Source organism: Pedobacter heparinus, assembly GCF_032678725.1.
Classification (GTDB): domain Bacteria; phylum Bacteroidota; class Bacteroidia; order Sphingobacteriales; family Sphingobacteriaceae; genus Pedobacter; species Pedobacter heparinus_A.
Window position 1 is genome coordinate 152,220 of record NZ_JAVTSC010000005.1, and the last position, 26,632, is coordinate 178,851.

Annotated in this window: 28 protein-coding genes; 19 read left to right on the forward strand and 9 right to left on the reverse strand. The window is 42.4% G+C overall.

Annotated features, from left to right (window positions below):
• The first annotated feature begins 11 nt into the window (after positions 1–11).
• Positions 12–443 (forward strand): nuclear transport factor 2 family protein, encoded by a 432-nt coding sequence (locus R2Q85_RS09855; RefSeq protein ID WP_316811601.1) that lies wholly within the window; start codon positions 12–14, stop codon positions 441–443.
• Here the strand turns inward: R2Q85_RS09855 and R2Q85_RS09860 are convergent, their stop codons facing one another.
• On the reverse strand, positions 444–938 hold the full coding sequence (locus R2Q85_RS09860; protein ID WP_316811602.1) for a redoxin domain-containing protein: 495 nt from the start codon (positions 936–938) through the stop codon (positions 444–446). It lies immediately after the preceding gene.
• Positions 939–1,115: 177 nt separating this feature from the next.
• On the opposite strand from R2Q85_RS09860, the gene R2Q85_RS09865 reads away from it, so the two are divergent.
• Positions 1,116–1,550 carry a PepSY-like domain-containing protein gene (locus R2Q85_RS09865; RefSeq protein ID WP_316811603.1) on the forward strand — a complete coding sequence of 145 codons (435 nt, stop codon included), beginning with the start codon at positions 1,116–1,118 and terminating at the stop codon, positions 1,548–1,550.
• Here R2Q85_RS09865 and R2Q85_RS09870 read toward each other — a convergent pair.
• Genes R2Q85_RS09870 through R2Q85_RS09880 form a run of 3 tightly spaced genes read right to left on the reverse strand, consistent with a single transcriptional unit; the run spans position 1,534 to position 3,807 of the window.
• Entirely contained in the window at positions 1,534–2,853 is a 1,320-nt protein-coding gene (locus R2Q85_RS09870) for a HAMP domain-containing sensor histidine kinase (RefSeq protein WP_316811604.1), read from the reverse strand. The two genes, R2Q85_RS09865 and R2Q85_RS09870, sit on opposite strands and share 17 nt — an antisense overlap.
• Positions 2,854–3,528, reverse strand: coding sequence for a response regulator transcription factor (locus tag R2Q85_RS09875; RefSeq protein ID WP_316811605.1), 675 nt, complete (start codon positions 3,526–3,528; stop codon positions 2,854–2,856).
• A gap of 9 nt (positions 3,529–3,537) precedes the next feature.
• On the reverse strand, positions 3,538–3,807 hold the full coding sequence (locus R2Q85_RS09880) for a hypothetical protein (RefSeq protein WP_316811606.1): 270 nt from the start codon (positions 3,805–3,807) through the stop codon (positions 3,538–3,540).
• Between the two features lie 236 nt (positions 3,808–4,043).
• Between R2Q85_RS09880 and R2Q85_RS09885 the strand changes: the two genes are divergently transcribed.
• Positions 4,044–4,592: a hypothetical protein gene (locus tag R2Q85_RS09885; protein ID WP_316811607.1), complete on the forward strand. Its 549-nt coding sequence runs from the start codon at positions 4,044–4,046 to the stop codon at positions 4,590–4,592.
• 81 nt (positions 4,593–4,673) lie between these two features.
• Here R2Q85_RS09885 and R2Q85_RS09890 read toward each other — a convergent pair whose 3' ends face one another.
• Complete coding sequence (locus R2Q85_RS09890; protein WP_316811608.1) at positions 4,674–5,384, reverse strand: DUF4397 domain-containing protein; 711 nt, start codon at positions 5,382–5,384, stop codon at positions 4,674–4,676.
• A 179-nt stretch (positions 5,385–5,563) separates the two neighbouring features.
• Between R2Q85_RS09890 and rpiB the strand changes: the two genes are divergently transcribed.
• The 4 genes from rpiB to R2Q85_RS09910 all read left to right on the forward strand — a co-directional run bounded on the left by rpiB (position 5,564) and on the right by R2Q85_RS09910 (position 11,077).
• Positions 5,564–6,013, forward strand: coding sequence for a ribose 5-phosphate isomerase B (gene rpiB / locus R2Q85_RS09895; protein ID WP_316811609.1), 450 nt, complete (start codon positions 5,564–5,566; stop codon positions 6,011–6,013).
• Positions 6,014–6,020: 7 nt separating this feature from the next.
• Positions 6,021–8,306: a c-type cytochrome gene (locus tag R2Q85_RS09900; protein WP_316811610.1), complete on the forward strand. Its 2,286-nt coding sequence runs from the start codon at positions 6,021–6,023 to the stop codon at positions 8,304–8,306.
• A gap of 689 nt (positions 8,307–8,995) precedes the next feature.
• Positions 8,996–9,622 carry an outer membrane beta-barrel protein gene (locus tag R2Q85_RS09905; RefSeq protein WP_316811611.1) on the forward strand — a complete coding sequence of 209 codons (627 nt, stop codon included), beginning with the start codon at positions 8,996–8,998 and terminating at the stop codon, positions 9,620–9,622.
• A 105-nt stretch (positions 9,623–9,727) separates the two neighbouring features.
• Positions 9,728–11,077, forward strand: coding sequence for a PhoH family protein (locus R2Q85_RS09910; protein ID WP_316811612.1), 1,350 nt, complete (start codon positions 9,728–9,730; stop codon positions 11,075–11,077).
• Here the strand turns inward: R2Q85_RS09910 and R2Q85_RS09915 are convergent.
• Together R2Q85_RS09915 and R2Q85_RS09920 are read right to left on the reverse strand one after the other, a co-directional pair.
• The gene (locus tag R2Q85_RS09915) at positions 11,072–11,752 is read right to left on the reverse strand and encodes a response regulator transcription factor (protein WP_316811613.1); all 681 of its coding nucleotides are present in this window, start codon (positions 11,750–11,752) and stop codon (positions 11,072–11,074) included. The two genes, R2Q85_RS09910 and R2Q85_RS09915, sit on opposite strands and share 6 nt — an antisense overlap.
• Positions 11,749–12,660 (reverse strand): HAMP domain-containing sensor histidine kinase, encoded by a 912-nt coding sequence (locus tag R2Q85_RS09920; RefSeq protein ID WP_316811614.1) that lies wholly within the window; start codon positions 12,658–12,660, stop codon positions 11,749–11,751. The genes R2Q85_RS09915 and R2Q85_RS09920 overlap by 4 nt, the downstream gene beginning before the upstream one ends.
• 139 nt (positions 12,661–12,799) lie before the next feature.
• Here R2Q85_RS09920 and R2Q85_RS09925 point away from each other — a divergent pair, with 139 nt between their 5' ends.
• The 3 genes from R2Q85_RS09925 to R2Q85_RS09935 are packed head-to-tail and all read left to right on the forward strand — an operon-like array spanning position 12,800 to position 17,051.
• Positions 12,800–14,146, forward strand: coding sequence for a DUF4270 family protein (locus R2Q85_RS09925; protein WP_316811615.1), 1,347 nt, complete (start codon positions 12,800–12,802; stop codon positions 14,144–14,146).
• A gap of 11 nt (positions 14,147–14,157) precedes the next feature.
• Positions 14,158–15,138: a Kelch repeat-containing protein gene (locus R2Q85_RS09930; RefSeq protein WP_316811616.1), complete on the forward strand. Its 981-nt coding sequence runs from the start codon at positions 14,158–14,160 to the stop codon at positions 15,136–15,138.
• Positions 15,139–15,191: 53 nt separating this feature from the next.
• Complete coding sequence (locus R2Q85_RS09935; protein WP_316811617.1) at positions 15,192–17,051, forward strand: M1 family metallopeptidase; 1,860 nt, start codon at positions 15,192–15,194, stop codon at positions 17,049–17,051.
• Positions 17,052–17,089: 38 nt separating this feature from the next.
• Here the strand turns inward: R2Q85_RS09935 and R2Q85_RS09940 are convergent, their stop codons facing one another.
• Complete coding sequence (locus R2Q85_RS09940) at positions 17,090–17,938, reverse strand: EamA family transporter (protein WP_316811618.1); 849 nt, start codon at positions 17,936–17,938, stop codon at positions 17,090–17,092.
• 477 nt (positions 17,939–18,415) lie between these two features.
• Here R2Q85_RS09940 and R2Q85_RS09945 point away from each other — a divergent pair, with 477 nt between their 5' ends.
• From R2Q85_RS09945 to R2Q85_RS09965, 5 genes are read left to right on the forward strand one after another with little or no spacing between them, the layout of a single operon-like run.
• Entirely contained in the window at positions 18,416–18,991 is a 576-nt protein-coding gene (locus tag R2Q85_RS09945; protein WP_316811619.1) for a DUF6904 family protein, read from the forward strand.
• Positions 18,984–19,778: an SDR family NAD(P)-dependent oxidoreductase gene (locus R2Q85_RS09950; protein ID WP_316811620.1), complete on the forward strand. Its 795-nt coding sequence runs from the start codon at positions 18,984–18,986 to the stop codon at positions 19,776–19,778. The genes R2Q85_RS09945 and R2Q85_RS09950 overlap by 8 nt, the downstream gene beginning before the upstream one ends.
• Complete coding sequence (locus R2Q85_RS09955) at positions 19,775–20,776, forward strand: NAD-dependent epimerase/dehydratase family protein (RefSeq protein WP_316811621.1); 1,002 nt, start codon at positions 19,775–19,777, stop codon at positions 20,774–20,776. The genes R2Q85_RS09950 and R2Q85_RS09955 overlap by 4 nt, the downstream gene beginning before the upstream one ends.
• 46 nt (positions 20,777–20,822) lie before the next feature.
• Positions 20,823–21,914: a sensor histidine kinase gene (locus R2Q85_RS09960; RefSeq protein WP_316811622.1), complete on the forward strand. Its 1,092-nt coding sequence runs from the start codon at positions 20,823–20,825 to the stop codon at positions 21,912–21,914.
• Entirely contained in the window at positions 21,895–22,662 is a 768-nt protein-coding gene (locus R2Q85_RS09965; protein WP_316811623.1) for a LytTR family DNA-binding domain-containing protein, read from the forward strand. Before R2Q85_RS09960 ends, R2Q85_RS09965 begins: the two co-directional genes overlap by 20 nt.
• 4 nt (positions 22,663–22,666) lie before the next feature.
• On the opposite strand, the gene R2Q85_RS09970 is transcribed toward R2Q85_RS09965, so the two are convergent.
• Positions 22,667–24,265 (reverse strand): TPM domain-containing protein, encoded by a 1,599-nt coding sequence (locus R2Q85_RS09970; protein ID WP_316811624.1) that lies wholly within the window; start codon positions 24,263–24,265, stop codon positions 22,667–22,669.
• Positions 24,266–24,369: 104 nt separating this feature from the next.
• Between R2Q85_RS09970 and R2Q85_RS09975 the strand changes: the two genes are divergently transcribed.
• From R2Q85_RS09975 to R2Q85_RS09990, 4 genes are read left to right on the forward strand one after another with little or no spacing between them, the layout of a single operon-like run.
• Positions 24,370–25,326, forward strand: coding sequence for an energy transducer TonB (locus R2Q85_RS09975; RefSeq protein ID WP_316811625.1), 957 nt, complete (start codon positions 24,370–24,372; stop codon positions 25,324–25,326).
• Positions 25,327–25,374: 48 nt separating this feature from the next.
• Positions 25,375–25,671: a Dabb family protein gene (locus R2Q85_RS09980; protein ID WP_316811626.1), complete on the forward strand. Its 297-nt coding sequence runs from the start codon at positions 25,375–25,377 to the stop codon at positions 25,669–25,671.
• 14 nt (positions 25,672–25,685) lie between these two features.
• Complete coding sequence (locus R2Q85_RS09985; protein WP_316811627.1) at positions 25,686–26,063, forward strand: DUF2784 domain-containing protein; 378 nt, start codon at positions 25,686–25,688, stop codon at positions 26,061–26,063.
• Positions 26,064–26,070: 7 nt separating this feature from the next.
• On the forward strand, positions 26,071–26,628 hold the full coding sequence (locus R2Q85_RS09990; protein WP_316811628.1) for a GNAT family N-acetyltransferase: 558 nt from the start codon (positions 26,071–26,073) through the stop codon (positions 26,626–26,628).
• The last annotated feature ends 4 nt before the right edge of the window (positions 26,629–26,632 follow it).

Consider the following 26,632-nt stretch of genomic DNA (forward strand, 5'->3'; position numbering starts at 1 on the left):
AACTTAAAGCTATGAAACGGACCATCATTTTATTTACATTTACCATTATGAGTTTACTTGCCTCGGCACAATCAAAAGACGAAACTAAAATTGCAGAATTAACTGAAAAACTACGCGTATCCATGATCAGCGGGAATAAGGCAGATCTGGAAAGCCTGGTTACCGATAACCTGACATATGGGCATTCTAACGGGCATATCGAAGATAAAGCTGCTTTTGTAAAGGCACTTTCTTCTAAGGCCTCAGATTTTAAAACCATTGAACTGTCGGACCAGTCTATTACCGTTGCCGGCAATACCGCTATTGTACGCCATCATTTAAGGGGAAATACGAATGACGGTGGCATTCCTGCAAAAGTTAACCTGGGTGTGGTACTGATCTGGGAAAAACAAGGGGATACCTGGAAATTACTGGCCAGACGCTCATTTAAGATCAGCTACTAATTATTTGCCGGCTATCCGGCTAAAAAACCTGGGTACATCCCTTTCATCACTTGAATAAAATTCCAGCTTTTTATCTTTTCCATAAAGGTAAAGGGCTGGATATTGTTTTGGATGGAAAAGCGGGATAAACACATGGTCCTTATCCTGCAATACACTTACATTTTTCATGGTCTTTAAGTTTTTGCCAAAATTATCCATGAAATAGTTGATGGAACGGAATTCATCCTGTGAAATGAGGTACAGGTTAACCTGCTTTAATTCGGTATTTCTTTTAGAAATGTTGGCAGCTACTTTCTGGCAATGTTCGCAGGTGGCATCAAAAAGCATAAGCAAAGATCTGCTGTCTTTGCCAATTTGATCGGTATTAAAGGTCTTGCCATCGGCTTTATAAAAAATAGCCTTCGGCATATCCGTGCCTTTAAGCGGGGCTTGCGCAAAAACTGTGATCGAAAGTATACTGAATAATAATAAGGCAAGAAATAATCGGTTCATCATCAATTTTTAAATAAAGAAACTAATATCTGATTCTATTTGAAGATTATGGTCATTTAAATTCAAAAAAACTTTATTTAATTCTTGTAAGCTGTATAGTTGAGTTTTCAAATTTTTCACACTTTTTGCGCTGAAATTTGTTGTACTTTAAATGAGTATTTGAATTAATGTAATCATCTTATGAAGACAAAATTAGTTTTAGCAGCATGTCTGCTTTTTTCAAGTTTAGGCTATGCACAGGATATAGCGGTTAAAGATGTTCCGGCAGCAGTAATGAATGCGTTTAACAGGGCTTTCCCGAAAGCGGTAAAAGTGGAATGGGAAATGAAAGGTGACCTCTACAATGCCGATTTTGATGTAGAAAGGAGAGACCATGAAGTATGGCTGAACAATAAAGGGGCAATTGTTAAGCACAAACAGGAGCTCAGGTCAAGAGAGCTTCCGGCAGTCGTGAGCCAAAGCCTGAAAAAGAATTTTAAAGGATTCTGGATTGATGATGTGGACAAGTATGAAGTAGCCAAACAATTCTTTTATAAAGTGGAGCTCAAAACCATGAGCCAGGAAAAAAATGTCGTGCTGGACAGCAAAGGCCAGACGGTTAACCGAATTTTGTAAACAGCAGTTTAAAGCTGCTCCCTTTTTGCAGCGTTGAACTTACTTTAATGTCGATACCATGATAGGCGGCAATGCTTTTTACAATAGAAAGGCCAAGGCCATAACCTACATTTTCTTTGAGGTTTGTTTTCCTGAAGCGGTCGAAAATATAAGGCAGTTCTTCCGTTGCAATACCAATGCCTGTGTCTTGTATCGTGATTAAGTAGCTATTTGGACTCAATAACTGGTCTTTGATGAGAATGCTGCCAGCCCGTACGTTGTATTTGATGGCATTGTTGATCAGGTTATAAAACAACTGAAACAGGAGGTCGTGGTTGACATCCTTCAAAATTACCCGGGCATGGAGCTGAACCGAAATGTCGAGGCTTTTTTCTTCCAGGCGGTGGCTGATCTCATCAAGCACTTCGGCGATCAGCGCTTCCGGTTTTACCTGGTCTGTTTTAACAAACTGCTCATTTTCGATCCGGGAGATGAGGAGCAGGGAACTGGAAATTTTCTTTAACCTGTTGAGCGTTTTCATCATGTCCACAATTTTAATCACTGCTTCCTCATTTAAGCGCTCGTCACCGATCAGGTTTTCCATCTTATTTTGCAGGATGCTGATGGGGGTCATGAGCTCATGGGAAGCATTGGCCGTAAATTCACGTTCTTTCTCGAAAGCCTCGTTGATTTGCTCCATCAGCAGGACTAAGGACTCGTCCAGGTATTTAAAGTCGTAAGTAGAAGTTCGGACAGGTGCTGAATGTTGTTTAAAAGGAAATTTTCTGTCGGTCAGCCTGGACCTGATGATTTTTCCGAGTGGCCTGATCAGTGACCGGGTAAAGAGCAGATCGAACAGTAAGCTGAAGGCAATGAGGCCCATGAGCACATACAGGGCAATCCTTTGCAGTGGCTTGTTGTACTGGTTGATGCTGGCTGTGGTTTTTCCAATTTCCAGCAGGTAGTTTTTTCCTTCGTAATTAAAGGTATGCATCAGGATCCTGTAATTGAGTGTATCCCTTTCCACCACACGTTTGGCTGTTTTGATGGTATCAATGCGGAGCTGAGCGGCCGAAGGCTCGAGGGCAATGTATTCTTCCTTGAGCATGGTGTAACTTCCGTAGCTATTGTCGCCCTGCAGGTAATAATTGACGCCGTTTTTATGGACAATGCGGATCACTTTGTCTTGCTGCTGGCGCAAAGAATAACTAATGTATTCTGATACGATACCGTTGACCAGGAAGGGCAGGGAAACGACAAACAGCAAGACTACGGCCAGCTTTGAGCCGGTAATGAACAGGATTAATTTGGCAGATAATTTCAATTATTTCTTTATTCTATAGCCTACGCCACGCACAGTTTCCAGGAAGCTTGTTGGCGCATAGCTGTTTAATTTTTTCCGGATATTTTTGATGTGGGCGTCAATATAATTGGAATCGTAATCGTCATCGGCGAAGGTGCCCCAGATGTGCTCACTCAGCTGCATCCTGGTGAGTACCCGGTTGCTGTGCAGGAACAGGTAGCTGAGGATATCAAATTCCTTTCTGGACAGTTCAATTTGCTGTATTTTAAAAAAGACGAGCCTTTTTTGCAGGTCAAGTTTAAAATCGCCTAAAGGCAGTAATTCTTCTTTAACATTAAATTTGCGGCGGGCAATGGCCTGCATCCTGGACTGCAGCTCAAGCAGGGAAAATGGCTTGGGCAGGTAATCGTCGGCACCCAGGTCAAGGCCGGCGATGCGGTCTTCCAGGTTTCCCCTTGCGGTGAGGATGATATAAGCTGCATCAGGATTGTGTTTTTTTGCTTTTGGCAGTAGTGAGAGGCCATCTCCGTCTGGCAGCCCCAGATCAAGGAGGATAAAGTCATAACTATTGACCTCTATTTTTTCCAGGCCATCGCTGATGTTATGGGCCAGATCGCATATGTAGAAGGCTTTTTTAAGAAAGTCTTCCATTTCAAAAGCCAGTGTTTTTTCATCTTCTACAATCAGAACTTTCATAGTAGCAGCTTAATTGTCTCTTTTTTTATCCTTTGGCTTTTCTTTTTTGTCGGGTTTTACTTCTTCCGGTTTTCCCTGTTTTCTGGATTGTGGAACTTCTTTAACTTCCTGTTTTTTATTTTCTTTTCCGCGTTCCTGTTTTTTATCTTTTCTGTCCTGCCAGGTTATTTTGTTGGAAATTAAGGAAGTAGCGCGCTTGTTGCTGGCCGGAGAAGCGAGGGGGAGCCAGGTGATGGCCAGGGCTACAATAAGTGTACGGAAGAAAATAGCTGTGCTCATCGGGTAAATATAAAGAAAGTTTGCCTCTTGCGAGGCAAACTAACATCTCTCAACTTAAACATTGTGTGTTATAATTATCCGCGCCCAGATAATTACTGATACGAAGATGCAGACCGAACATGAAATTAAGATGAAAAAGAAAAAAAAATAATAATTCTGAAATTTCATGTTCATTTCATGTTCGGTACGGAGATTTGATTCAACAACACACAAATGAAACATTAAATAATTGGTTTATGAAAAGGTTAGTCATCTTAGGAATGCTTGGAATGATGGGATGGATGCCCTCCCAGGCTACAGCACAGGTTAGTATTAGTGTAAACATTGGCGCACAACCATTATGGGGCCCGGTGGGTTATGATTACGTAGACAGCTATTACCTGCCGGATATTGAATGTTATTACAGTGTGCCCAGACGCCAGTTCATTTACATGGAGGGCAGCAGGTGGAGATTTTCGGCTTCCCTGCCATCCAGGTACAGGGGATACGACCTCTATCATGGGTATAAGGTAGTGGTAGGGGATGGCTACCGGAATTTTGACCGTCACCGGGTAATGTATTCCAGGTACAGGAATGTGAGAAATCAGCCAGTAATCAGGTATAGTGACAATTCCAGGTATTATTCAGTAAAAGGCCATCCGCATGGAATGCCTCCGGGACAGGCAAAAAAATACTACTCAAGGGGTAATGACAGACATGACAACTGGGGAGGCCGGGATAGAAGAGACAATGACAGGGGAAGGGATCGTGGACATGACAGGGGTCATGGCAGGGGAAGACACTAACCACCAAACATACACACACAATTAAATCAAAAGGGCGCTATACTTTGTATATGCGCCCTTTTAAATGGTATAATTAATTTCTTATTGATTGGTAATGATCTGGCCGGTGAAAGTTTGCTCGATATCCGAAGGTACAAGTAGACCTGATGCGATAATGGTATATGATCTGCCTGCTTTAAATTCGGTACTGGCCAGTTCTTTTTTTACTGCCCCTGTTGCTTTATCTTTAATCACAAAAATATAGGTTTTTGCTTCGGTTTCTGTAAATGTGCTGCTTGCTTTATAGGCTTTATCAGCGATAAGGGTAGCTCCATCTTTAACCGCAAGGTCTAAGGCGAGGGCATCTGGTGAAAGGTTGATGAACCTGATGAATGCTTTATCTGAGGCGATGCTGCCGAGTTCGTCTTTCGTAACCAGGTAATCCAAAGCCCCGCTTTTACCGATCAGGAATAAAGAATGTGCCGTATTGGCCTCCAGTTTTACATCTTTATTAAACACACTTTCCGTATTGCTGGTGGTAGTGAATTTCACGTTGATTGTGCCCGGCACGTATTGTCCATAAGTAACATTGCCACCAAATCCAAGTGCTGCAGGATTTACCTTGTTTGCACCAGCATATACGTTATAGGAAGCCAGTGTAGGAGAAGCATTCGTAATGTTTAAAAAGGAAAACTCCTGTGCTGGGGCCGGGTCTTTGGAACAGGAATTGAACAATACGGTACCACCGGCCAAAATGGTAATTGCAGCTAACTTTGAAAGTCTGGAGGAAAGGGATCTGGTAAAAAGGTTCATAATCATATTTTAGAATTTGTGAATGTAAGTGTTATTTAAACGAAGCGTGTCATAGAAACGCTACAATAAAATTAAAAAAAATTGGATACATTAGCCATTTTATTAAATAGAAAACGTGATGTACAGCGGTGCAGAAACCGAAGGGGGAGCACATGAAATCATCAAAAAAATATATGCTCATGAAAGTCGTTATAGGTTCAGATCACGCAGGTTTTAACTACAAAAATATATTGGCTGCTGCTTTAACGGCCGCAGGTTATGAGGTGCTGGATGTGGGGACGGATACCATGGCCGCAACAGATTACCCGGACCATGCTGCAGATGTAGCGAGGGCCATTCTGGAAAAAAAAGGCGAAAGGGGTATCCTGGTTTGCGGAAGCGCAGTTGGGGTAAGTATTGCTGCCAATAAATTTAAAGGGATCAGGGCAGGTGTATGCCATGATACCTACTCTGCACACCAGTCGGTAGAACATGATGATGTGAATATTTTGTGCATGGGCGAACGGGTGATCGGCATTGAACTGACAAAGGATATTGTCTTTGCTTTTTTAAAAGCGAATTTTACCCATGAAGAACGTCATATAAAAAGACTGGCTAAAATAACTGCGATAGAGAATAAGGAATTGTAAGCCCTTTATGAAATTATATATTTATATTTTTTTGGTACTGTTTGTTTTTACACTGTACCAATGTCAGACTTATAAAAAAACGACGACAACTGATCAGAAAGTGATACCCGATACCACAGGTTCTCCGGTTATCCCTGCCGCTGCCGCAATTAACCTGATGAAGATAGAAGCGGGATTTGAAGTGGAACTGGTAGCTGCTGAACCACTGGTAACTGCCCCGGTAGCCATGACTTTTGATGCTAAAGGAAGGATTTGGGTGGTAGAGATGGTAGGTTATATGCCGGATGTTTATGGTAAAGGTGAGGATAAGCCCAACGGTAAAATTGTAATCCTTGAAGACAAGAACGGGGATGGACTGGCGGATGACAGAAAGGTCTTTTTGGATTCACTGGTTTTGCCCAGAGCCATCTGTCTTATAGATGGAGGGATATTGGTGGCAGAATCGCCAAACATTTGGTATTATGAAATCAAGGACGATAAACCTGGTAAGCGTATACTGGTTGACGGCAAATACGCAGTTGAGGGGAATGTAGAACATCAGCCAAATGGTTTGCTCAGGGCGATGGACAATTGGATCTATAATGCCAAATCGACCAAACGCTACCGCAAAATCGGGGACAAATGGATCATAGAAGAAACTCATTTCAGGGGTCAATGGGGAATTAGCCAGGATAATTATGGCAGGTTGTATTATAATGACAATTCTACCAACCTGATGAGTGATTATTTCGCTCCTGGTTATGGTGCAGGTAATCCCGACCAGCATGGTGTGGATGGTTATGCGGAGCGAACAGTCAGGGACAACAGGGTTTATCCGGCCAGGCCGACACCAGGAGTAAACAGGGGATATATGCCCGGGACACTGGACGACAGCTTGCGCCTGACAAATTTTACAGCTGCATGCGGGCCGGTAATTTACCGGGGGCATTTATTTGGGGATGCTTATGATTTCAATGCTTTTGTTGCCGAGCCATCGGCCAATTTAATTAAACGGAATGTGCTTAGGGAGAAGGGATACGAAGTGACCGGAAAACAGGCATATCAGGGAAAGGAGTTTCTGGCGAGTATAGATGAGCGTTTCAGGCCGGTAAGTTTATACAACGGACCAGAAGGGGCATTGTATCTGGTTGACATGTACCGGGGAATTATACAGCATAAAACTTATGTTACGCCTTATTTAAAAAATATCATAGCCGAAAGGAAGCTTTCCCAGCCTTTGGGATGTGGCAGGATTTATAAAATCGTACCTAAAGGGAAACAGGCCACTGCGCCGAAATTACCTTCCGATCCGAAGGGGCTGGTTGAATTGCTGGGCCACGAAAATGGCTTTGTCAGGGATATGGCACAACAATTATTGATTGATGGCAGGTACAAGTCGGCAATTCCTTATTTAAGGGCTGCGCTTGCTGACCCTGAACGACCCTTGAAGACGATCCATGCCCTATGGACACTGGAGGGCTTAGCTGCTTTGCAGACCAATGAAGTGCTGGCGCTTTTACAATCGCCGCAATGGCCGGTCAAAGCGCAGGCACTTAGTGTGCTGCCATCGGCTATCAACAGTAGTTCTTATCATTACTTTACTGAAGCATTGATGAAAATGGTACAGGCAGATGATCAGATGGCTGCGCCATATGTCGCTTTTTCTGCAAATTATATCAGGCCATTTGATGCGGGAGCAGCTGATAAACTATTGATGGACCTGGTCAGAAAATATCCTGGCAATGCCTATGTATCTGCTGCTGTGATCAGTAACCTTGCGTTCAGGGAGGAACGTTTTGCCAGCGATATCGAACGATTTGTACCTGATGTAAACCTGGCCATTAAAAAACAGCTGAAAAACGTGATCACCGGTGTAAACAATTCACAAAAGAACAGGGACCCTTCGCTGCTGATCAGGGATTTTCCCAAAGGAGCTGCATTGTTTGCTTCTACCTGTCAGACCTGTCATGCTCCCGATGGGAACGGAATTAAATCCCTGGCACCACCATTAAATAAGTCGGAATGGGTTACAGGGAATAAGGAGAAGCTGATTTCCATTGTTTTATATGGTTTGACTGGCCCTATAAAGATCAATGGGCATGTCTATGAAGCGCCTGAAATTTCTGCTGATATGCCAGGTATTGCACATAGCGATGAGATCTCTGACGATGATGTAGCCCAGGTATTGAGTTTTATCAGGGGTTCCTGGGAAAACAACGCCGGAAAGGTGAGCATTGATGAGATCGCCAACATCAGAAAGCGATATAAAGACAGGGAAAAGGCCTTTACTATAGCAGAACTGGAGGGTAAATAGCCCTATTGTGTATAAGCTGTTGAAAAGCTGTTGGGAACCTGTTAAAAACTTGTTAATAAAAACCTTAAAATATATTTGCTTAAAGCAGCAATTCGCCGTATATTAGATCTATCAATTACGGAGTACTTTGACAGCCTGAAGAAAAATCCAAAAAGAAATACTTAGCCCCCGGGCAAAAGGTTCTGGAATTTTCGAAGGATCAGTAAAAGGATCGGATTCAAAGGAGACAGCGAAGAAGACCTTGAATAAACAGGAGCCGAGAGGCAAATGAATATAAACTGACACCAGAACAGGCAAACAGACAAATGCAGATTTCTAAGGGAATGGCATATGGATGATTTATAAACGGATTTCAAAGTTCGCAAGAACTAAAGCAAATCACGAATTGTTAAGTAATAAACGAATTGATGCTTTTTTTATGACTACGGTCATAGGAGAGGTGAAAACGGAGAACCCAAATCGAAAGAAGCGGACTCCGTTTTCTTTTTTTACGGTTAATTCCTGGCAGATACCCCCTGATTGCCTTTATGTATTATTTTCGTTTCACGATATTGTTTTTTTGATTGGATCGTACCAGACGGTTGGTTTTATCATTTGTCTTAATGATGTTACAGATTTTGGTAAAATAATATTTGATTATGATCAGGTAATCCCTTTATCTTAGGGATAACACATAAACAAATACACAAATGAAAAAACAAATTTTAACTGCTATTGCAGTAATGGCATCGCTATGCGGTTATGCCCAGACCAAAGGAACCAGTGCGCTGGGTTTTGGGGTTAATGTAAGTACAAATAAAAGTGAATCTAACAGTTTAACAGGAGTTGATCAGGAAAACAAGACCAGAAATTTTTCTTTAGGCTATGGTTTTTTTGTAAAAGACAATGCCAAATTGGGTATTGAATTAAATTATGGCAATACTGATAATAGCTATGCTGGTGGTTCGCAAACGGAATCGAAATCTTATGGGGCTAATGTAACTTATCAGCAGTATTATCCGCTAATTAAAACATTGTATGCCTATGCAGGTGGAAGGGCTGGTTACGGACAAACAAAACAGGAGTCTTTTGATGAGCCGACCAGTAATAATGTAAAAGGCAGTCAGTATACCGCCGGGGTTTACGGTGGTATCACCTGGTTTATTTCCAAAAGATTTGCTTTTGAGACCAGCTTATTGTCTGCAAACGCTTCTTATTCTACTTATGAGCAGAAAATATCAAATGCTGTTGTTTATGAAAATAAGCAAACTAACTTTAACCTGAGCAGCGATGGTTTTATCAATAACCTTGGTTTTAAAATATACCTTTTATTCTAAGCATTAATTTACTCCCTGATTAATACCAATGTTAAGGCACCTCTAGGGGTGCTTTAATTGTTTTTAAACCTCAGGATACAAATCTTTTCTTTATTTTTATACATCATGAGTAAAGCAGCTAAACATTCCTTTATAGAAAAAAAGATCTTCGTACTAGATACCTCGGTGATCCTTTATGATCACAATGCCTTTAATAACTTCCAGGAACATGATGTGGCCATTCCCATTCAGGTGCTGGAAGAACTGGACAACATGAAAAACGGAAATGAAACCCGCAATGCCGAAGCAAGGAGTTTTATCCGCTTGATGGATGGTGCCTCCGGCGATCGGATCATGAACCAGTGGATTCCGCTGAACGGGCTTAAAAGTGGTCGTTTCAGGGTAGTGATGGACAATGTCCCCAAACAGATTGACGCCGAAACTGTATTTGGAAAGGGTAAGTTTGACCACCGCATATTAAACGCGGCACTGGGATTGAAGCAGGAGTTTCCTGAGAAAAAGGTGATTTTGGTATCTAAGGACATTTGCCTGCGCTTAAAAGCAAAATCGCTGGAACTGTATGCGGAGGATTATGAAACCGGGAAGATCAAGAATGTAGATGAACTGTATACCGGTAAAGCAGTACTGAACAACGTGCCGGATGATTTGTTCAAGCTGCTGAAAGCCGGGGAAAGTATAGCGGCCTCCGGATTGGATCTGCAGGACCGGGCAGCCAATCATTTCTGCATTTTAAAAGGAAAACGCAAAACGGCTGCGACCTGGTACAATTCCGGTTCAGGTCGCCTTTACCCGGTTGGAAAGCGCAGCATATTTAATATCTCACCACGTAATGACGAGCAGTCGTTTGCAATTAATGCCTTGCTTAACCCGGATATTAAACTTGTGACCATACAGGGGAAAGCTGGAACGGGAAAAACCCTGCTGGCCATTGCCGGCGCGCTGGAACAGCGTAAAGATTACCGGCAGATTTATGTAACACGGCCTATTGTGGCCCTGAGCAACAAAGATATTGGCTTTTTGCCGGGTGATGTAAAGTCGAAAATTGATCCTTATATGGCGCCGATCTGGGATAATTTAAGGTTCATAAAGGAGCAGTTTAATGAAGATCCTAAAATGCAGGGCAGGATTGATGAGTTTGTAAGTACAGAAAAGATTGTGATTACGCCATTGGCCTACATCAGGGGAAGGACCCTGAGCAAGATCTTTTTTATTGTGGATGAAGCCCAGAACTTGACGCCGCATGAGATCAAGACCATTATTTCGAGGGCCGGTGAGGATACTAAGATCATTTTTACAGGAGATATTTACCAGATAGACACCCCATACCTGGACGCGGAAAGTAATGGTTTATCTTACCTGATAGAACATGCAAAAGATCACCCTTTGTATGCCCATGTAACCCTCGATAAAGGCGAGCGGAGTGAGTTGGCCAACCTGGCCAATGACCTGCTATGAGTTTTTCCGTTCGATGACCAGCATATAGCCTGCCCGCCTCACGTTAATGATATTGATCTGTGGATCAGCTTTTAAGTAGGTTCTGAGCCGGCTGATGAATACATCCAGGCTTCTTCCGGTAAAGAAGTTTTCATTGTCCCATAATTCTGTCAGCAGCTCTTTTCTTTTAAGGACCTCGTTTTGATGTTCACATAATTTCCTGAGCAGTTCAGACTCTCTGTAGGACAGCCGGGTTGTTTTGTCATCCAGGTGCAGCAACTGGTTTTTTCCATCAAAGCTGTACCTGCCTATCGTATATTTTTTGCTGCTGTGTTTTTCTGTTTGTCTGAGCTGTAAATGAATTCTTGCAATCAGTTCGTCCATACTGAAGGGTTTTTTTATGTAATCGTTTGCGCCGCTTTCAAAACCTTTCAGCACATCAACAATCTGGCCCCTCGCTGTTAAAAATATAATCGGGGTTTGCTGATCTGTTTCCCTGATCTTTCTGGCCAGGTTAAATCCATCCATTTGGGGCATCATCACATCAAGGATTACGATATCCGGTTTTTGGACGATAAAGCTATTGAGGCCATCCTTGCCGTTTAAACAATGGCGCACAGAAAACCCTTTATATTCAAGGCTGTCTGTCACAATTTTCGCCATTCCTTTTTCGTCTTCAATAAACAGGACATTCATGACATAGCTGTTTTTTTTAAGGGAATGGAAATTGTAAAAGTGCTGCCCTGGTTTTCGCTGCTTTGTAGGGTAATGTTGCCATGGTGAAGGTCTACCACCTGCTTAATATAGGACAGGCCAAGGCCAAAGCCTTTTACCGGATTGATTTCCCCTCTGGGTACCCTGAAAAACCTTTCAAAGATATCCTTTTGGTAAATTTTAGGGATTCCAATTCCATTGTCGCCTACGGCCAGTATCCAGTTCTGGTTTTGAAACTTGCTGCTGATGCTGATCTTTTTTTGTACATCAGAATATTTTATAGCGTTGTCTATCAGGTTTCTAAGTACGTTGCTCATGTGCAGGGGATCAAGGAGTATGGGTGGGATGTGATCGGCATAATTTTGTATGATATCAACCTGTTCGTTAGACAGGGTGTAGTTTTGGATCACTTTCCTGATCATCCCATTTACATGAGTGTATTTTGCAGTGATCTCCATTTTATGCGATTCAACAATGGACTGTTGTAAAATCAGTTCAATCAGTTTGGAAAGGTGATCAAGTTCATTTCTGGATATGCTTAAATACTGCCGGGCTTTATCCTGGTTATCCCACGCGCCAAAATTCCGCATAGCTTCTATAGCTACGGAAACGGTTGCCAATGGTGTTTTAAGCTCATGGGTCATGTTATTGATAAAGTCGCTTTTAGCCAGGGATAACTTTCGCTGCTTGAAAATGGTGACCAATATGAAAATGAAACTGGTTGTGGTAAACAGGATCAATAATATCGAAAGTATTGGTGCCAGATGCGTTGAGGGGGGGTGTTGCCGGTAATAGTGGTAATCTTTATGCAACCAGTATCCCTGGGTAAGGATTATCCCCAGGATACAAAAGATCGTTAAGTATGGAATGTATTTGATGCGTTGTACCATTTTTGGCTGGTTTGTGAACAAATGTAAATGAACCTCAGCGGCTAACCTTGCCCCTTAACCTTATTTAACAATTTGTAACATTCATTAACATTTCGGGCCTTCATATTTGTCAGCATAATCCTATACCATAAAACCAATTATGAAACTGACACCCCAGCACCTGCCGATATTTTTAGTTTGCCTGAGTACACTTTTTATGTCCTGTAAAAATACCGGTAGCATAAACATGGGCGGTGGTGATGAGCTAACCGCAGAGCTGACCGACAGTATTGAAGTCATCGCATCTACTTATTTGCTGGATTCTCTTCCCACATCCGCAACAGGGTCTATTCTTGTAGGTACACTGGAGGATGCAGATATGGGAAAGGTAAATGTCTCTTCCTATATGCAAATAAAAACCGGATTTGTCAGCGGTTTCAGCTTTCCTGAAAAATCAAGGTTCGATTCTTTAAACCTGGTACTCATTTATGGAACCTATAGTTATGGGGATACATTGGCAACACAGCAGCTTTTAGTAAACAGGCTTACCGAACGGATGGTATTGCGCACACCTACAGGTGGAATAGAGGATGAGGAACGCCCGGTTTTTGTAAGTGGAAATGCCCTGTACAGCAGCAGCAGGTTTAATTATGAGCCAGCAGTATTGGGCCAGAGGGATTTCAGACCAAGGCCAAAAAGTAAGGACAGTGTGTGGATTAAACTGAGTAATACCTTAGGGACGGAACTCTTTCAGCTGATCGGCAACAAGGACAAAAGAACAACTGATGCTGATGAATTCCAGGATTATTTCCGGGGAATTGTGCTCAGGTCTGCAAACGGGAAAAGTGTTACGGCTTTTATGGCCGATTCTACCAAGATATTTCTCCATTACAGTTACCAGGGTACAGATGGAATGCGTAAAAGCGATAGGCTGGAATTTACTTTAAATTCTGCTGCTTACCAGTTTAACCATATCGATGTAGACCGCAGTCAAACCAAAATAAGTAGTCTGAATTATAGCAACCGGGAGGTAAAATCAGGACTTACCGAGGAACAGTTATTTTTACAGGGCGGAACTGGTCTGGTGACCAAACTGCAATTGCCTGGCTTACTCGAATTTTTAAAGGAACCGAGGGTAGTGATCAATAAAATGCAGCTCATCGTAGAAACAAAACCCGAAACATATGCTACTTTCAAGCCCCCCTCGTCTCTTATACTTTTTATAGCCAATTCGGCAAACACCCCAAAATCCATTCTTACTGCGTCGTTCTCTGATATAAGCCAGCAGGCATATTTTCAGAAAGGTGATGAGGCCGGATCCAGTGGCAGGTATATTTTTGAGCTTGGTGAGTATGCGAACGACCTGAGAAAGGGTCTGCATCACAACACTTCTTTACTGCTTAGCCTGCCTGTAGGACAACTCACTACCAGTCTGGACAGGCTTCATATGAAAAGTGGGAAGGCCGCGATATCCGTCAAAACAAAACTCATATACACTAAATATTAATACTTGAAAACATGCGTAAAAAACTATTGAACATTTCGTTGATCGCCCTGATGCTGCTGATGGTGGCGGGCTGTAAAAAAGATGAAGATGATGAACCGGATGAGTGGACAGCGGGCTCGGATTTTGAAGGCATTCCACGCAGTGCGGCATCCAGTTTTACCATTGATGGAAGAACTTATATTGTTGGGGGCTTTGACGGAGAAAAGCGTTTAACAGATATGTGGTATTATGACAGCTCAAAATCTAACTGGTTCAGGGTTATTGCTGCTGATTTTCCGGCTAAAGCCAGGAACTATGCAGTTGCTTTTGCCTTGGACGGAAAAGGATATGTTGGGACTGGTGCTGATGGGACTGAGGCCAGAAGTGACTTTTACCAGTTTGATCCGGCTACCAGTAAATGGACGGCCATTGCTGATTTTCCGGGAGAAGCAAGATACGGGGCAGTTGCTTTTAGCGTTAAAGGAAAGGGATTTGTAGGATTGGGTACCAGTACGAATGGCGATTTAAAAGATTTTTACAGCTACAGTCCTGAAACCAATGCCTGGACGCAAACGGCCAGTTTGCCCGGTACCAAAAGAGCAAATGCTTTTACCTTTACCATTGGACAAACGCCTTATATAGGTGGAGGAAGAAATAATGGTATTTACCTGGGTGATTTCTGGAATTATGATGCAGCTTCGGATAAGTGGAACAGACTGAATGACATCTACCGGGATGATGACAGCTATACGTACAACCTTTCCAGAGAATATGCCGCTACCTTTGTATTGCAAGACAAGGGCTATATAGTAGGGGGCAGCAATGGGCAGATTTCGGGTTCTACCTGGGAATATATACCTTCCATAGATGCCTGGGAGGAACACCAGGCACTGTATGGCTCTGCAAGGGAAGCTGCCATAGGCTTTTCAGTTGGTAATCAGGGGTATGTGACCACTGGCCGGAATGGTAGTCTGCGCTTTGACGACATGTGGATATTTACACCTAACAATTGAAATTAATTATTACTTTCGGTAACAATTTAAACATAACCTCATGCTTAAAAAAAATGAAACGATTCATTTTAATTGTTCCTGTTTTGCTGTTATGGGCCTGTCAGCCTAAAGGCAATACCACAGCAGGACTGGAGGAAGGGAGATCGGTTGATCCGCATTCCTTTGCTGATCCTGCTGCTGCTGTTGTGCGGCACCTTGACCTGGATATTGCTGTCGATTTTGTAAGGCAGCAAATTACCGGAAAGGCGAGCTGGACCATTGACAATCATGCTAAAGCGGCTGAGATTATTTTTGACGACAATAAACTCAGCATCTCCAAGATAACCCTTGATGCTGATGAGCAGGAAACCAGCTTTAATTTTGGCACAGAAACGGCCTATCTGGGAAAAGCATTAAAAGTGGCTATTTTGCCGGAAACCAAAATAGTTCATATTTATTATTCGACGGCAAAGGATGCCACTGCGCTGCAATGGCTTAATCCCAGGCAAACAGCAGGCAAAAAAAAGCCATACCTGTTTACCCAGTCGCAAAGTATTGCTGCAAGGAGCTGGATTCCTTGTCAGGATAGTCCGGGCATCAGGTTTACCTATAATGCAAAGCTGAAAGTACCTAAAGATTTGCTGGCGCTGATGAGCGCAGAAAACCCACAGGTAAAAAACAATACGGGTATTTATGAGTTTAGACAGCGGCATGCTATTCCTTCGTATTTAATGGCTCTCGCTGTAGGTGATATTGAATTCAGGGCTGTTGATGGGCGTACGGGCGTTTATGCTGAGCCTGTGGTATTACAAAAAGCGGCCTGGGAATTTGCCGATATGGGTAAAATGGTGCATGCTGCTGAAAAGCTGTACGGTTCTTACCGCTGGGGAAGATACGATTTGCTGGTGCTGCCACCAAGCTTTCCTTTTGGGGGGATGGAAAATCCTAATCTGACCTTTATTACACCTACGATATTGGCGGGAGACCGCTCGCTGGTGAGCATTATATGTCATGAACTGGCACATAGCTGGAGTGGAAACCTGGTCACCAATGCTACCTGGAACGATTTCTGGCTAAATGAAGGCTTTACCAATTATTTTGAACGCCGGATTGATGAAGAGATATTTGGTAAAAAGGAAGCTGAAATGCAGGAAGTATTTGCTAAACATGCTTTAGAAGATGCCATAAAGGATATGGGGGCTGATAGTAAAGACACTCATTTGAAAACAGATTATATCGGTCGTAATCCCGATGAAGGTACAAATGATATCGCTTATGAAAAGGGCTTTTTCTTTTTACGTACTATCGAAGAGGCTGTTGGCAGGAAAAACTTTGATGTTTTTTTACGGGGGTATTTCGAACGCCATGCTTTTACATCCATAACTACCACTCAGTTTCTGGATGATTTGCACAAAAACCTGATTAAAGGGGATAAGCACCTGGAAGAAAAGATCGCTGTAGATAAATGGGTTTACGGGCCAGGTATTCCATCCAATATTGTAGCAGTTGCTGCAGAAAGGTTTAAAACCACTGAGGTTTTGCTGGCTGACTGGCGTAAAAGCGGTGTGCCGACCGGATTAAATAAACAGTTGAAGTCGAGCAATGAAAAACGCTATTTCATTAGCTTGCTGCCTGCAGATTTGACAGCTGATGATATGACATTGCTGGATAAAGAGTTTGATTTTACAGCTTCGAACAATACTGATATACAGCGGGCCTGGTACGTGCTGGCCATCAGGCACCATTATACAACTGCAGATACCCGGATAAAGGCCTATTTGCTGGAAAATGGCAGGATGTGGCACATTATTCCATTGTACAAGGAACTGATGGCAACGCCGGAGGGGCTCAAAAAAGCCAGAGCCATATATCAGGAGGCAAGGCCAAATTATCATCCCATGACTTATCAGGCCATTGATAAACTGCTGAAATAATGGAATGGAAAACCAACAGCCTGGAAAGCGGAAAAGCTTTAAAGATTCCGCTTGCCCTTTGTGAGGGTGGCACCTGCACTGGCAATAACCACCAGGGCAATGGCCAACCATTCATAAAAGGAAAGCATCTCTTTTAGGAAGAGGAGTCCGCATATTGCAGCAACAGCTGGCTCAAGGCTCATTAAAATACTAAAGGTACGGGCCGGTATTTTGCGCAGGGCATTAATTTTTAAGGTGAAGGGAATGGCGCTCGACAATAGCGCCAATGCAATACCGGACAGGAGCATGACCGGACTAAAATGCTGGAGTATGCCACCGGCTAAACCAAATGGCAATACCACTATTGATGCGAAGATCATGCCGATAGCCACAGCCTGGCCGCCGTCCATCAGCTTGGAAATACGGCCACCAAGTACAATATAAGCTGCCCAGAATGCACCTGCAAGTAAGGCAAGTAAAATTCCCAACAGATCAGCCCCTTTTTCATTCCAGGGCGAAATGAAGGCAATTCCAATGGCTGCCAGTAATATCCACAAAAAATCAATGGCGCGTTTTGATCCAGACACAGCGAGGAGTAAAGGACCTATAAATTCCAGAGTTACACCCAGGCCCAGTGGGATCCGTGCTATGGCCAGGTAAAAAATGATATTCATGGCGCCTAGTGACATGCCATAAGCGATTACTGCTTTCCATTGCTGCCGGCTAAGTTGTTTTAAATCCGGCCTGTAAACTGCAAGTAAAATCAAGGCGGAGAAACCGATCCTGACTGAAGCGGTACCGGCCGCACCAAGCAGAGGAAAAAGACCTTTTGCTATGGCCGCACCTCCCTGTACACTGATAATGGCAAGGAGTACGGCTGGCAATGCAGGGATTTTAATTGGTTTCATAGGTAAATTAAAGCTTCGATAATTGACGAACAAAATTAAGCTTTATGATCGGTTATCTGATATCAGCAAGTCAGGCTAAATAAAAGATAGGGGAATTTTGGGGTTTTGTGTTTTTGGCATACTATTTGTATTTAATTAATCGGTTTAGTTTGGTTTAGGTTGATCTGTGGTGGATCGACCTTATAAACGGGAATAGTCTCTCCGACTTTATTCCCGTTTCTCGTTTAAAACCATTTGGTTTTTCTATCCCTTTTATTTAACCCTTTAAAAATCTGCTTTTTAAATGTCTTCATTACGGTTATTCGGTAAAATAGGCCAGATTTTCCGGGTGTCTGTTTTTTGATGCGGTATTCGTCAGTTGATTTCTTTTGAGTACGCTTATTTTACAGTTCAGACTGAAATAACGACAGCTCGTCTTTTATTTGTTTCTCCCTGATAAATATATGTACAGTTTTACAGCGTACAAAACAGCACATTATGTTAAAAGGTTGTCTTTTTGAAAATGGATCAGGAGTCAGGATATCGGCTGAACTATCGGATCTTACTGCCCTGCACTGCACGGTAAGGAAAATTTTAAGTGTTGTGGTCGATTATGAAATGGAAGATACCGATACTTCTAACCTGCTTGTCGATTTTCTGGAAAAAATTGAGCAGGCGTATTTGGGTAAGGAATTAATCATGAAGTCGGTTGTTCAGCACAAGGATGTGGTGCAGTATGGTTTTACCTGTAATTGGATAGAATTGCTGATGATCAACAGCTTGCTGAGGTCTTTGTCTGAATATGCTGTGACAGATGAGCTGGATGATATCAATATGCAACTGCTGGAATACCTGTGCCGGAAAGCAATATCCGGAATCGATAAAGATAACACAACAGGCATCTATCAGTATATAGGAAAACGCTTTGCTTGCCTGAACATCAGGTATTTCATCGCACATTTCAGTTATCCTGATGTTGAATTTAAAGGAGCATCCGACTGGGATTCTTTAAGGAGGATACGGCAATACCTGAGCGTTTATTTTGAAAATACCAAGCAACATCAAGATGGATAGGAACAGGTACACGTTAATTACAGGGGCAAGCGCTGGTCTGGGCCGGGAGTTTGCCGTTCAGTGTGCAGAAATGGGAATGAACATCATTATGATTGCATTGCCCGGCAGCAATACGGCATCACTGGCCAATAGTTTAAGGTTAGCGTATGGAATTAAGATCAGTGTATTTGAGTTTGATATGACCGATAGTATTTTGCTGGTCGAAAACCTGAAATACATTATTGAAAATTTTGAAATCAACTTCCTGATCAACAATGCGGGAATTGGCGGAACAGTAGCAATTATGGAAAGTCCACTGGCAGCTATTGACAGGATATTGCAGGTCAACATCAGAAGTATGGTATTGATTACGCAGATGCTGCTGCCGGGATTGCTGAAACAGGAAGATGGTCATATTATGAACATTTCGAGCATGGCGGCCTTTACGCCAATAGCTTATAAAACCGTATACCCGGCGTCGAAGGCTTTCATCTCTTCTTTTGCCCTGGGATTGAGAGAGGAATTAAGGCATACCTGCTTGTCGGTAAGTGTGGTGTATCCCGGGCCGATCATGACGAATTCCGGGGTGTCGGCGCGGATCATTGAACAGGGGATGAAAGGAAGGATCGGTTTGCTGGCTACCTCCGAAATTGCAAAGATAGCCCTGAAAAAGACCCTGGATGGAAAGGCGGTCATTATTCCTGGTTTATGGAACAAGATCAATCACCGGATCATGGGATTTTTACCGGTAGAAACAAAGCTTAAAATTGTATCAAAGGCGGTTAAAAAGGAGATGGCCATTAAATGAGTTTAACGATAATGAATAAGGTATTGATTACCGGAGGAAATGGTTTTTTAGGTGCCAATGTGGCCAGGGAACTGTACCGGCAGGGCTATGAGGTAAAGTTGATGATGAGGCGTTCTGCTGATGTGCGCATAGTTGACGATATTCCATGCGAAGTGTTTTATGGTGACATCAGTAAGGAAGATGAGGTGTTTAATGCGGTTGAGGGTTGCCATTATGTGGTACATACAGCTTCGGTAACGGCACAATGGGGTGTTGGTTTTAAAGTCTACGAACAGGTTAATGTGAAGGGAACTGTTCATGTGGTTAATGCTTGTTTAAAGTATGGGGTAAAAAAACTGATCCATGTAAGTACCGCAAATACCATTGGCCATGGTAATCAGCATAAACCGGCTACTGAACTCAATTCATTCCGCGTTTCGCATTTAGGTTCAGGGTATATCAGCAGCAAATACATTGCACAACAATACGTTTTGGAGCAGGTAGTAAACAAAGGTTTACCCGCAGTAATTATCAATCCTACATTTATGATCGGGCAGTATGATGCTAAACCCAGCTCCGGGCAGCTCATTTTGCATGGTATCAATAAGCGTATTGTTTTTTATCCCCCTGGCGGAAAGAATTTTGTGCACATTAACGATGTATGCACTGGCATTGCAAATGCGCTTGTGATGGGAAAAAACGGTGATTGCTATTTGTTGGCAGCTGAGAATATGAGTTACGGAGATTTTTTCAGAATGCTGAACAAGGCGTCCGGTCAGCAGCCTATAATGATCCGTATTCCCAGCTTTGTTTTAAAAATAACCGGAATAATAGGTACATTGCTCGGCGTATGGAGCAAAACTTCGTTTAAACTGAATTATTCATCGGCTTATATGCTATGCTTGTACAATTACTATTCGGGTAAAAAATCTGAACGGGAATTGCGGCTGAGGTACACCCCTGTAGAGCGAGCAATCGGCAGCGCGTTGAAATGGTTTAAAGACAATAATTACTGTTAGGTTTTTCGAAATGTGAATTGGTTCGCTCATCATAATGTTTTTTAGAATGAATGCAGTACAGGTAGAGGCTATTTTTCAGCGCAAACTGTTTAAATATGGGATCAGGATAGTTGTTCTTTTTCTGTTCAGTATCATTTTTAAATCTTTTGATCTTTCTTTTCCTAAAGATTTTAATCCTTTTCTTTTCAGGGGACAGGCTTTCAGTTTTATGTTTGTACTGGTAGGATTACTGGTATGGGAGGGGGCCGTGCTGGTCTCTAAATATGTAGAAAGGTATGCTTTTAACAGAAATCTATCTTACAAATTGTTGTTTTTGTGTTTCAGCCTGATTGTATACGGCTTGCTCTCCTCCTTTTTGTTCGGTTTTTGCTATTCGGTTTTTGATATTTTTCTTTACCATAAATATGAGGCCTGGAATAGTTTTTCGTCTTTAAGTTATGACTTGTATTTTGGTTCTTTCATGTTTTACCTGCTGATACTGGCATATAGCGGGATTGTTTTTTATTATAAGAACTGGAAGGAAAGTCAGCTGAATGCAGAAAGACTGATGCGGGAAAATATACAGGCCAAATACGATGTGCTGAAAAGCCAGATTGACCCGCATTTCTTTTTTAATTCATTAAGTGTGCTCACCAATCTGGTGTATAAGAGTGCTGACCTCTCGGCCGAATACATTACACAACTGGCTAAAAGTTACCGCTATATTTTGGATAAGAAGTTCGAAAACCTGGTTTCTATCCGCACAGAGCTGGAGTTCCTGGCCTCTTATTCTTTTCTGATCAGGATACGACATCAGACCAGCATTGTTTTTGATATTGAGATTGATGCGCAAGTCATGAACAGTGGAATGGTCCCTCCGGCAACCTTGCAGATGCTGGTAGAGAATGCGGTAAAGCATAACCGTTTTTCGGCAAATGACCCGCTGCACATTAACATTAATAGCGAGGGAGATTCTTTAATCGTTTCGAACGACCTGAGAAAACGCACCGGACTTCAGCATTCTATAGGAGTTGGTTTGGATAACATCAGCAAAAGATATGAACTGACCAGTGACAAAAGAATAGAGATTACTGAAACCGGAGATAAATTTATAGTTAAAGTCCCTATAATTAGTAACCATGAAGATAATCATATTTGAAGATGAGCAGCACAACGCGGAAAGACTGATACAGCTGCTCAAAAAATGTCTGGAAGTAGTGGAGGTGCTTGCGATCATTGAATCTGTAGAAGAAGGTCTAAAATGGCTGAATATACATGAGGACTTAGCTGAACTCATTTTTATGGACATACAGTTGTCAGATGGTGATTGTTTTGAATTGTTTAAGCAGAAGGAAATTCATACGCCCATTATTTTTACCACTGCTTATGATAGCTTTGCTTTACAGGCTTTTAAGGTATATAGCGTAGATTATTTAATGAAACCCATTGATGTAAAGGATTTGCAGCGGGCAATTGAAAAATATGAATATTTTAAGGCGCCGGTAAATCCGGCTTTGAACATTTTGCAGATTGCTGAAGAATTTTTTAAAAGGGAACACACCAGGTTTATTGGAAAGATAAACAACCAGCTGGTTTATGTTAAGGCTAAAGATATCGCTTATGTACATTTTACGGACGGGCTTACCTGGGCCAATACCATGACAGGCCAGAAGATACCTTTAGATTATTCACTGGATCAGATTGAAAAGATGCTGGACCAGCGCTTGTTTTTCAGGATTAACCGCAAGCTGATCGTCCATATTGATGCGATAAAGAAGATCACCACTTATTACAACAGCAGGTTTATTATACAGTTGTTCCCGGCAGCGGATACCGAGGCCATTATCAGCAGGGAGCGGGTAAGTAGTTTTAAGGCCTGGCTGGAAGGAAGTGGGGTACTTAAATAGGTAATTACCAGCTACTGCCTGATCCACCTCCTCCGGATGAGCCCCCGCCACTTGTTGAGGAACTGCTGGATGAGGAACTGCTGGAAAATGAAGAGGAGGATGAACTGCCGGAAGATGAGGAGCCGCTGCTTGCAGTGGGGATCTGTGCAATGTCAAATCTGGTGTTTTCTGTATATTTGCAGTTGGCGCAAATGTGGTATTCATAGCCATAGCCGGCCCCGTAAGTACTTGCTTTTTTTATAATTTTTCTATCGTAATACTTCAGGGTTTTAAAATGGCATTCCGGGCAATCTTTCACCTTTGATTTTAAGTTGCTGTAATCCAGAATCGTGATTTGTTTACAGGAGCTGCATTCCCATACATCATAATCCACTGCGGCTATCTTTTCTTCTGTAAGCTGGCCTTTGGATAAAAACTGATCTTCCTTTTCCTCATCCATACATTTCATCAGGGCACTGCATTTGCTGCAGTTAAGCGGGGCATATCTTCGTTGGTACTGATTTTCGAGGTAGCTGTTCCAGTAGGATTTTAGAAAGGGAAATGAAAAGAATTTTTGTACAGCGTATTCTGCAGGAGCATGGCTCCGGCGCCAGGCCAGGTATTGTTCATGTCTGCTTTTTGATCCTAAAGTGCTGTTCAAGATCATACGGAGCAATAAAAAGTGAAGGTTTACATAGGCCCATAAAAAGCACAACAAAATGAGTACCGCCCTTAGGTCGTACCAGCTGCTGGGATAATCAATATTCAGGTAAATGACAAAGGCCAGGGGGACGAATGCAATCAGATAGCTTAGTGGATTTAACCATGATTTTTTAAAAATATGACCATACAACGTAGCAGCAAGGGGCCAGGCAAATGCGGCATATATAACAAAAATAATCAGGGTTATCCAGCCCGCTGCCGGCGCTGAGCGTTGTTTTACTGTTTCCTGTTGCAGCGTGGGCTGCCTGTTGTCACTGGGATATGCAGTTTGGGCAGTACTGTCGGTCACCGGTAAATCAATAGGGGGTAAATCAACAGCCGGAGGTGCCATGACTGGCATGTCCGGATGAATGGCACTCGGATCGGATGTGGCAAAAGTTTCATTTCTGCTGCTTTTGAGCCGGCTGATCAGGGCCTCTACACCATCGGTAACTGCAAGATCAAAGTTATTGTTCCGGGCATGGGGAACCATATGGTCTTCCTGGATCCTCTTACAGACCATGTCGGGCAGGATGCCTTCCAGGCCATAGCCTGTTTCAAATTCAATTCTCCGCTGATCTTTTACGATAAGGATAAGCAGCCCATTATTGGTGGTTTTACTGCCTATTTTCCATTTCCTGAAAAGTCCGTGTGCAATTTCTTTAGGCACATTTTCGCCAATGGACTTCACGAAGACCACATCAATATGTGCAGTTCCGGATTGATCCAATGCAATGAGTTTGCTATTAAGGGCAGCCACAGTTTCAGCAGCCAACAGCTGATCGGGATTGCTTACATAGCTTTCATTTAATGTTTTTGGATCAGGTATTTTTGAAAGGATATCATCTTTAGATGACTTGTTATCACAACCTGTGAGCAGTAAAAGGCAGTAGGTGATAAAAAGTAGTCCGGATCTGAGCATAAAAAAATCAATAATACCGTAAATATAGTGTTTGAATATGGACTGTTGAGTTTTGTTGAGGTAAATTTTACAGAATGTTTATCTTGCAGCATAAATTATAATATATGAATAAAATACGCTTTCTGTTTACCGTTTTTTTATTTACTGCTTTAACTGCAACTGCACAACGACAAAACCGTTATTTTTTAAAAAATAACGGGCAGTATGTTAAACTTCGCGACAGCGCAGATTATCTGCGCATTGTTCAGGAACCTGATCCGGGATCGGAGTTGTATAAAGTAAATGAATATTATCTTGATGGCAGCGATAAATCCGCCGGACTATCGGGCAAAATTGATCCGCCATTATATGAAGGAAAATATATTTCCTATCATAAAAATGGAAAAAAGAAGATGGAAGCCAGTTATAAAAAAGGCAAATTGATTGATACTGCCTATCATTATTATCCTAATGGCAATTTGTATACTGTTGCTATTTATCGGCCTGCACCAGATGGAAAGACTTCCAGATATATTGAAACAGTTAAGGATTCCATAGGAAAGGAACTGGTGGTTAAGGGAAACGGTGCCTGTGTTTTCTACGACAGCAATTTTCAGGAAATCAGTGAAAGTGGTGTCATCAGAAACGGGTTTTATGACGGGATATGGATTGGAGGAACTTCCAGATCGGCGCTAAAATATAAAGAAACTTATCTGAATGGGAACATGGTCTCGGGCGAAAGTACAGACAAGGAAGGTGTTGCTTATCAATATACCAAGGCGGAGATCCAGCCTCAGTTTAAAGGCGGAATGAAGAATTTTTATAGTTATCTTTCAAAAACAATCAAATATCCCGAAGCGTGTCTGAGAAGCAGGATACAGGGTAAGGTTTTGTTGAAGTTTTTAGTAATGAAGGACGGTACTGTTAAGGACATTAAAGTATTGAACAACCCGCATCTTCTATTGGCTGCCGAGGCCGTACGGGTAGTTTCCGCCTCACCGCTGTGGGAGCCCGGTGTGCAAAGGGGAAAACCCGCAAATGTATTTTATAACGTTCCTGTGTCATTTACCTTAAGACCTTAGGCTACCGTATTCTGATCAAATGTTTATATTCGCCAAAAAATTAGAAAAATGATAGCTCACCACGTTTTGTTCTGGCTAAAAGCCGATACATCTGAAGATCAAAAAAATGCTTTCCGCAAAGGTCTGGAGTCACTGGAAAATATTGAAGTTGTTAAAACCTTTCACATGGGTACGCCTGCGCCAATTGAACGTGCGGTTGTGGATACCAGCTATACTTTTTCGCTGATCCTGTTTTTTGAAGACCTGGCTGCACATGACGTTTACCAGGTACATGAAATTCATAAAGCTTTTTTAGAGGAATTCAGGGTGCTGTTTGAAAAGGTCGTTATTTACGATGCACAGTAGTTCATCTTTAATTCATGTATCAGATTTACAATTTTCTTTTTACCATTTTGCACCTGCTGATCGTAGGCTTTAATTTGTTTGGCTGGATATGGCCATCCACAAGAAAATTGCATTTTATATTGGTTTTGCTTACCGCTGGATCATGGCTGGTACTGGGCATTTGGTATGGCCTGGGTTATTGCCCCATTACAGACTGGCATTGGCAGGTTAAGGAACACCTGGGCGAAACAAATTTGCCGAATTCCTTTATTAAGTATTATGCAGACTGGTTAAGCGGTCAAAATGTATCGGCAGATTTTATTGATGCAGCCACGGCTATCGGTTTTGCTATTGCAGCGGTTTTATCGGTTTATCTGAATTTTATCAAAAGTAAAATAGCCGTAGGAAAATAATACCAATATGATAAGACAAGCGTGTGCTGATGATGCAGCTGCAATCGCCAGGCTAGTTATCCTGGCCATGGATAGCCTGGCAGCGAAATTTGTTGCCGGTTCGGCTCCTGAAGAGGCCATGCCTTTATTTGAAAAATTCGCGGCCTTGCCCGCTAACCAGTATAGCTTTGAGAATACACTGGTATTCACTGATAAGGAAGGCGTTTGTGGAATGATCAGTGCATATGATGGAGCTGATCTGGAATCACTTAGGGCTCCTTTTTTAGCGCATATCAAGGCTGTTTATGGCTTTTCACGAAACCTGGATAACGAAACGCAGGCCGGAGAATATTATATTGATTGTGTAAGTGTGTCCCCAGGAAAACAGGGTCAGGGTATTGGTAAGGTGCTGATCAGGGCTTTGTTAAAGCATGCCGCTGTGATAGATCAGCCTGTGGTTGGTTTACTGGTCAGTAAGGAAAATCCTAAAGCGGAAAAGCTATATGCCAGCTTAGGATTCCAGACCCTGAGAAAAAGGGAATTTATGGGTGCTGATTACCTGCACATGCAATGCAAAACCAGGTAGCTGT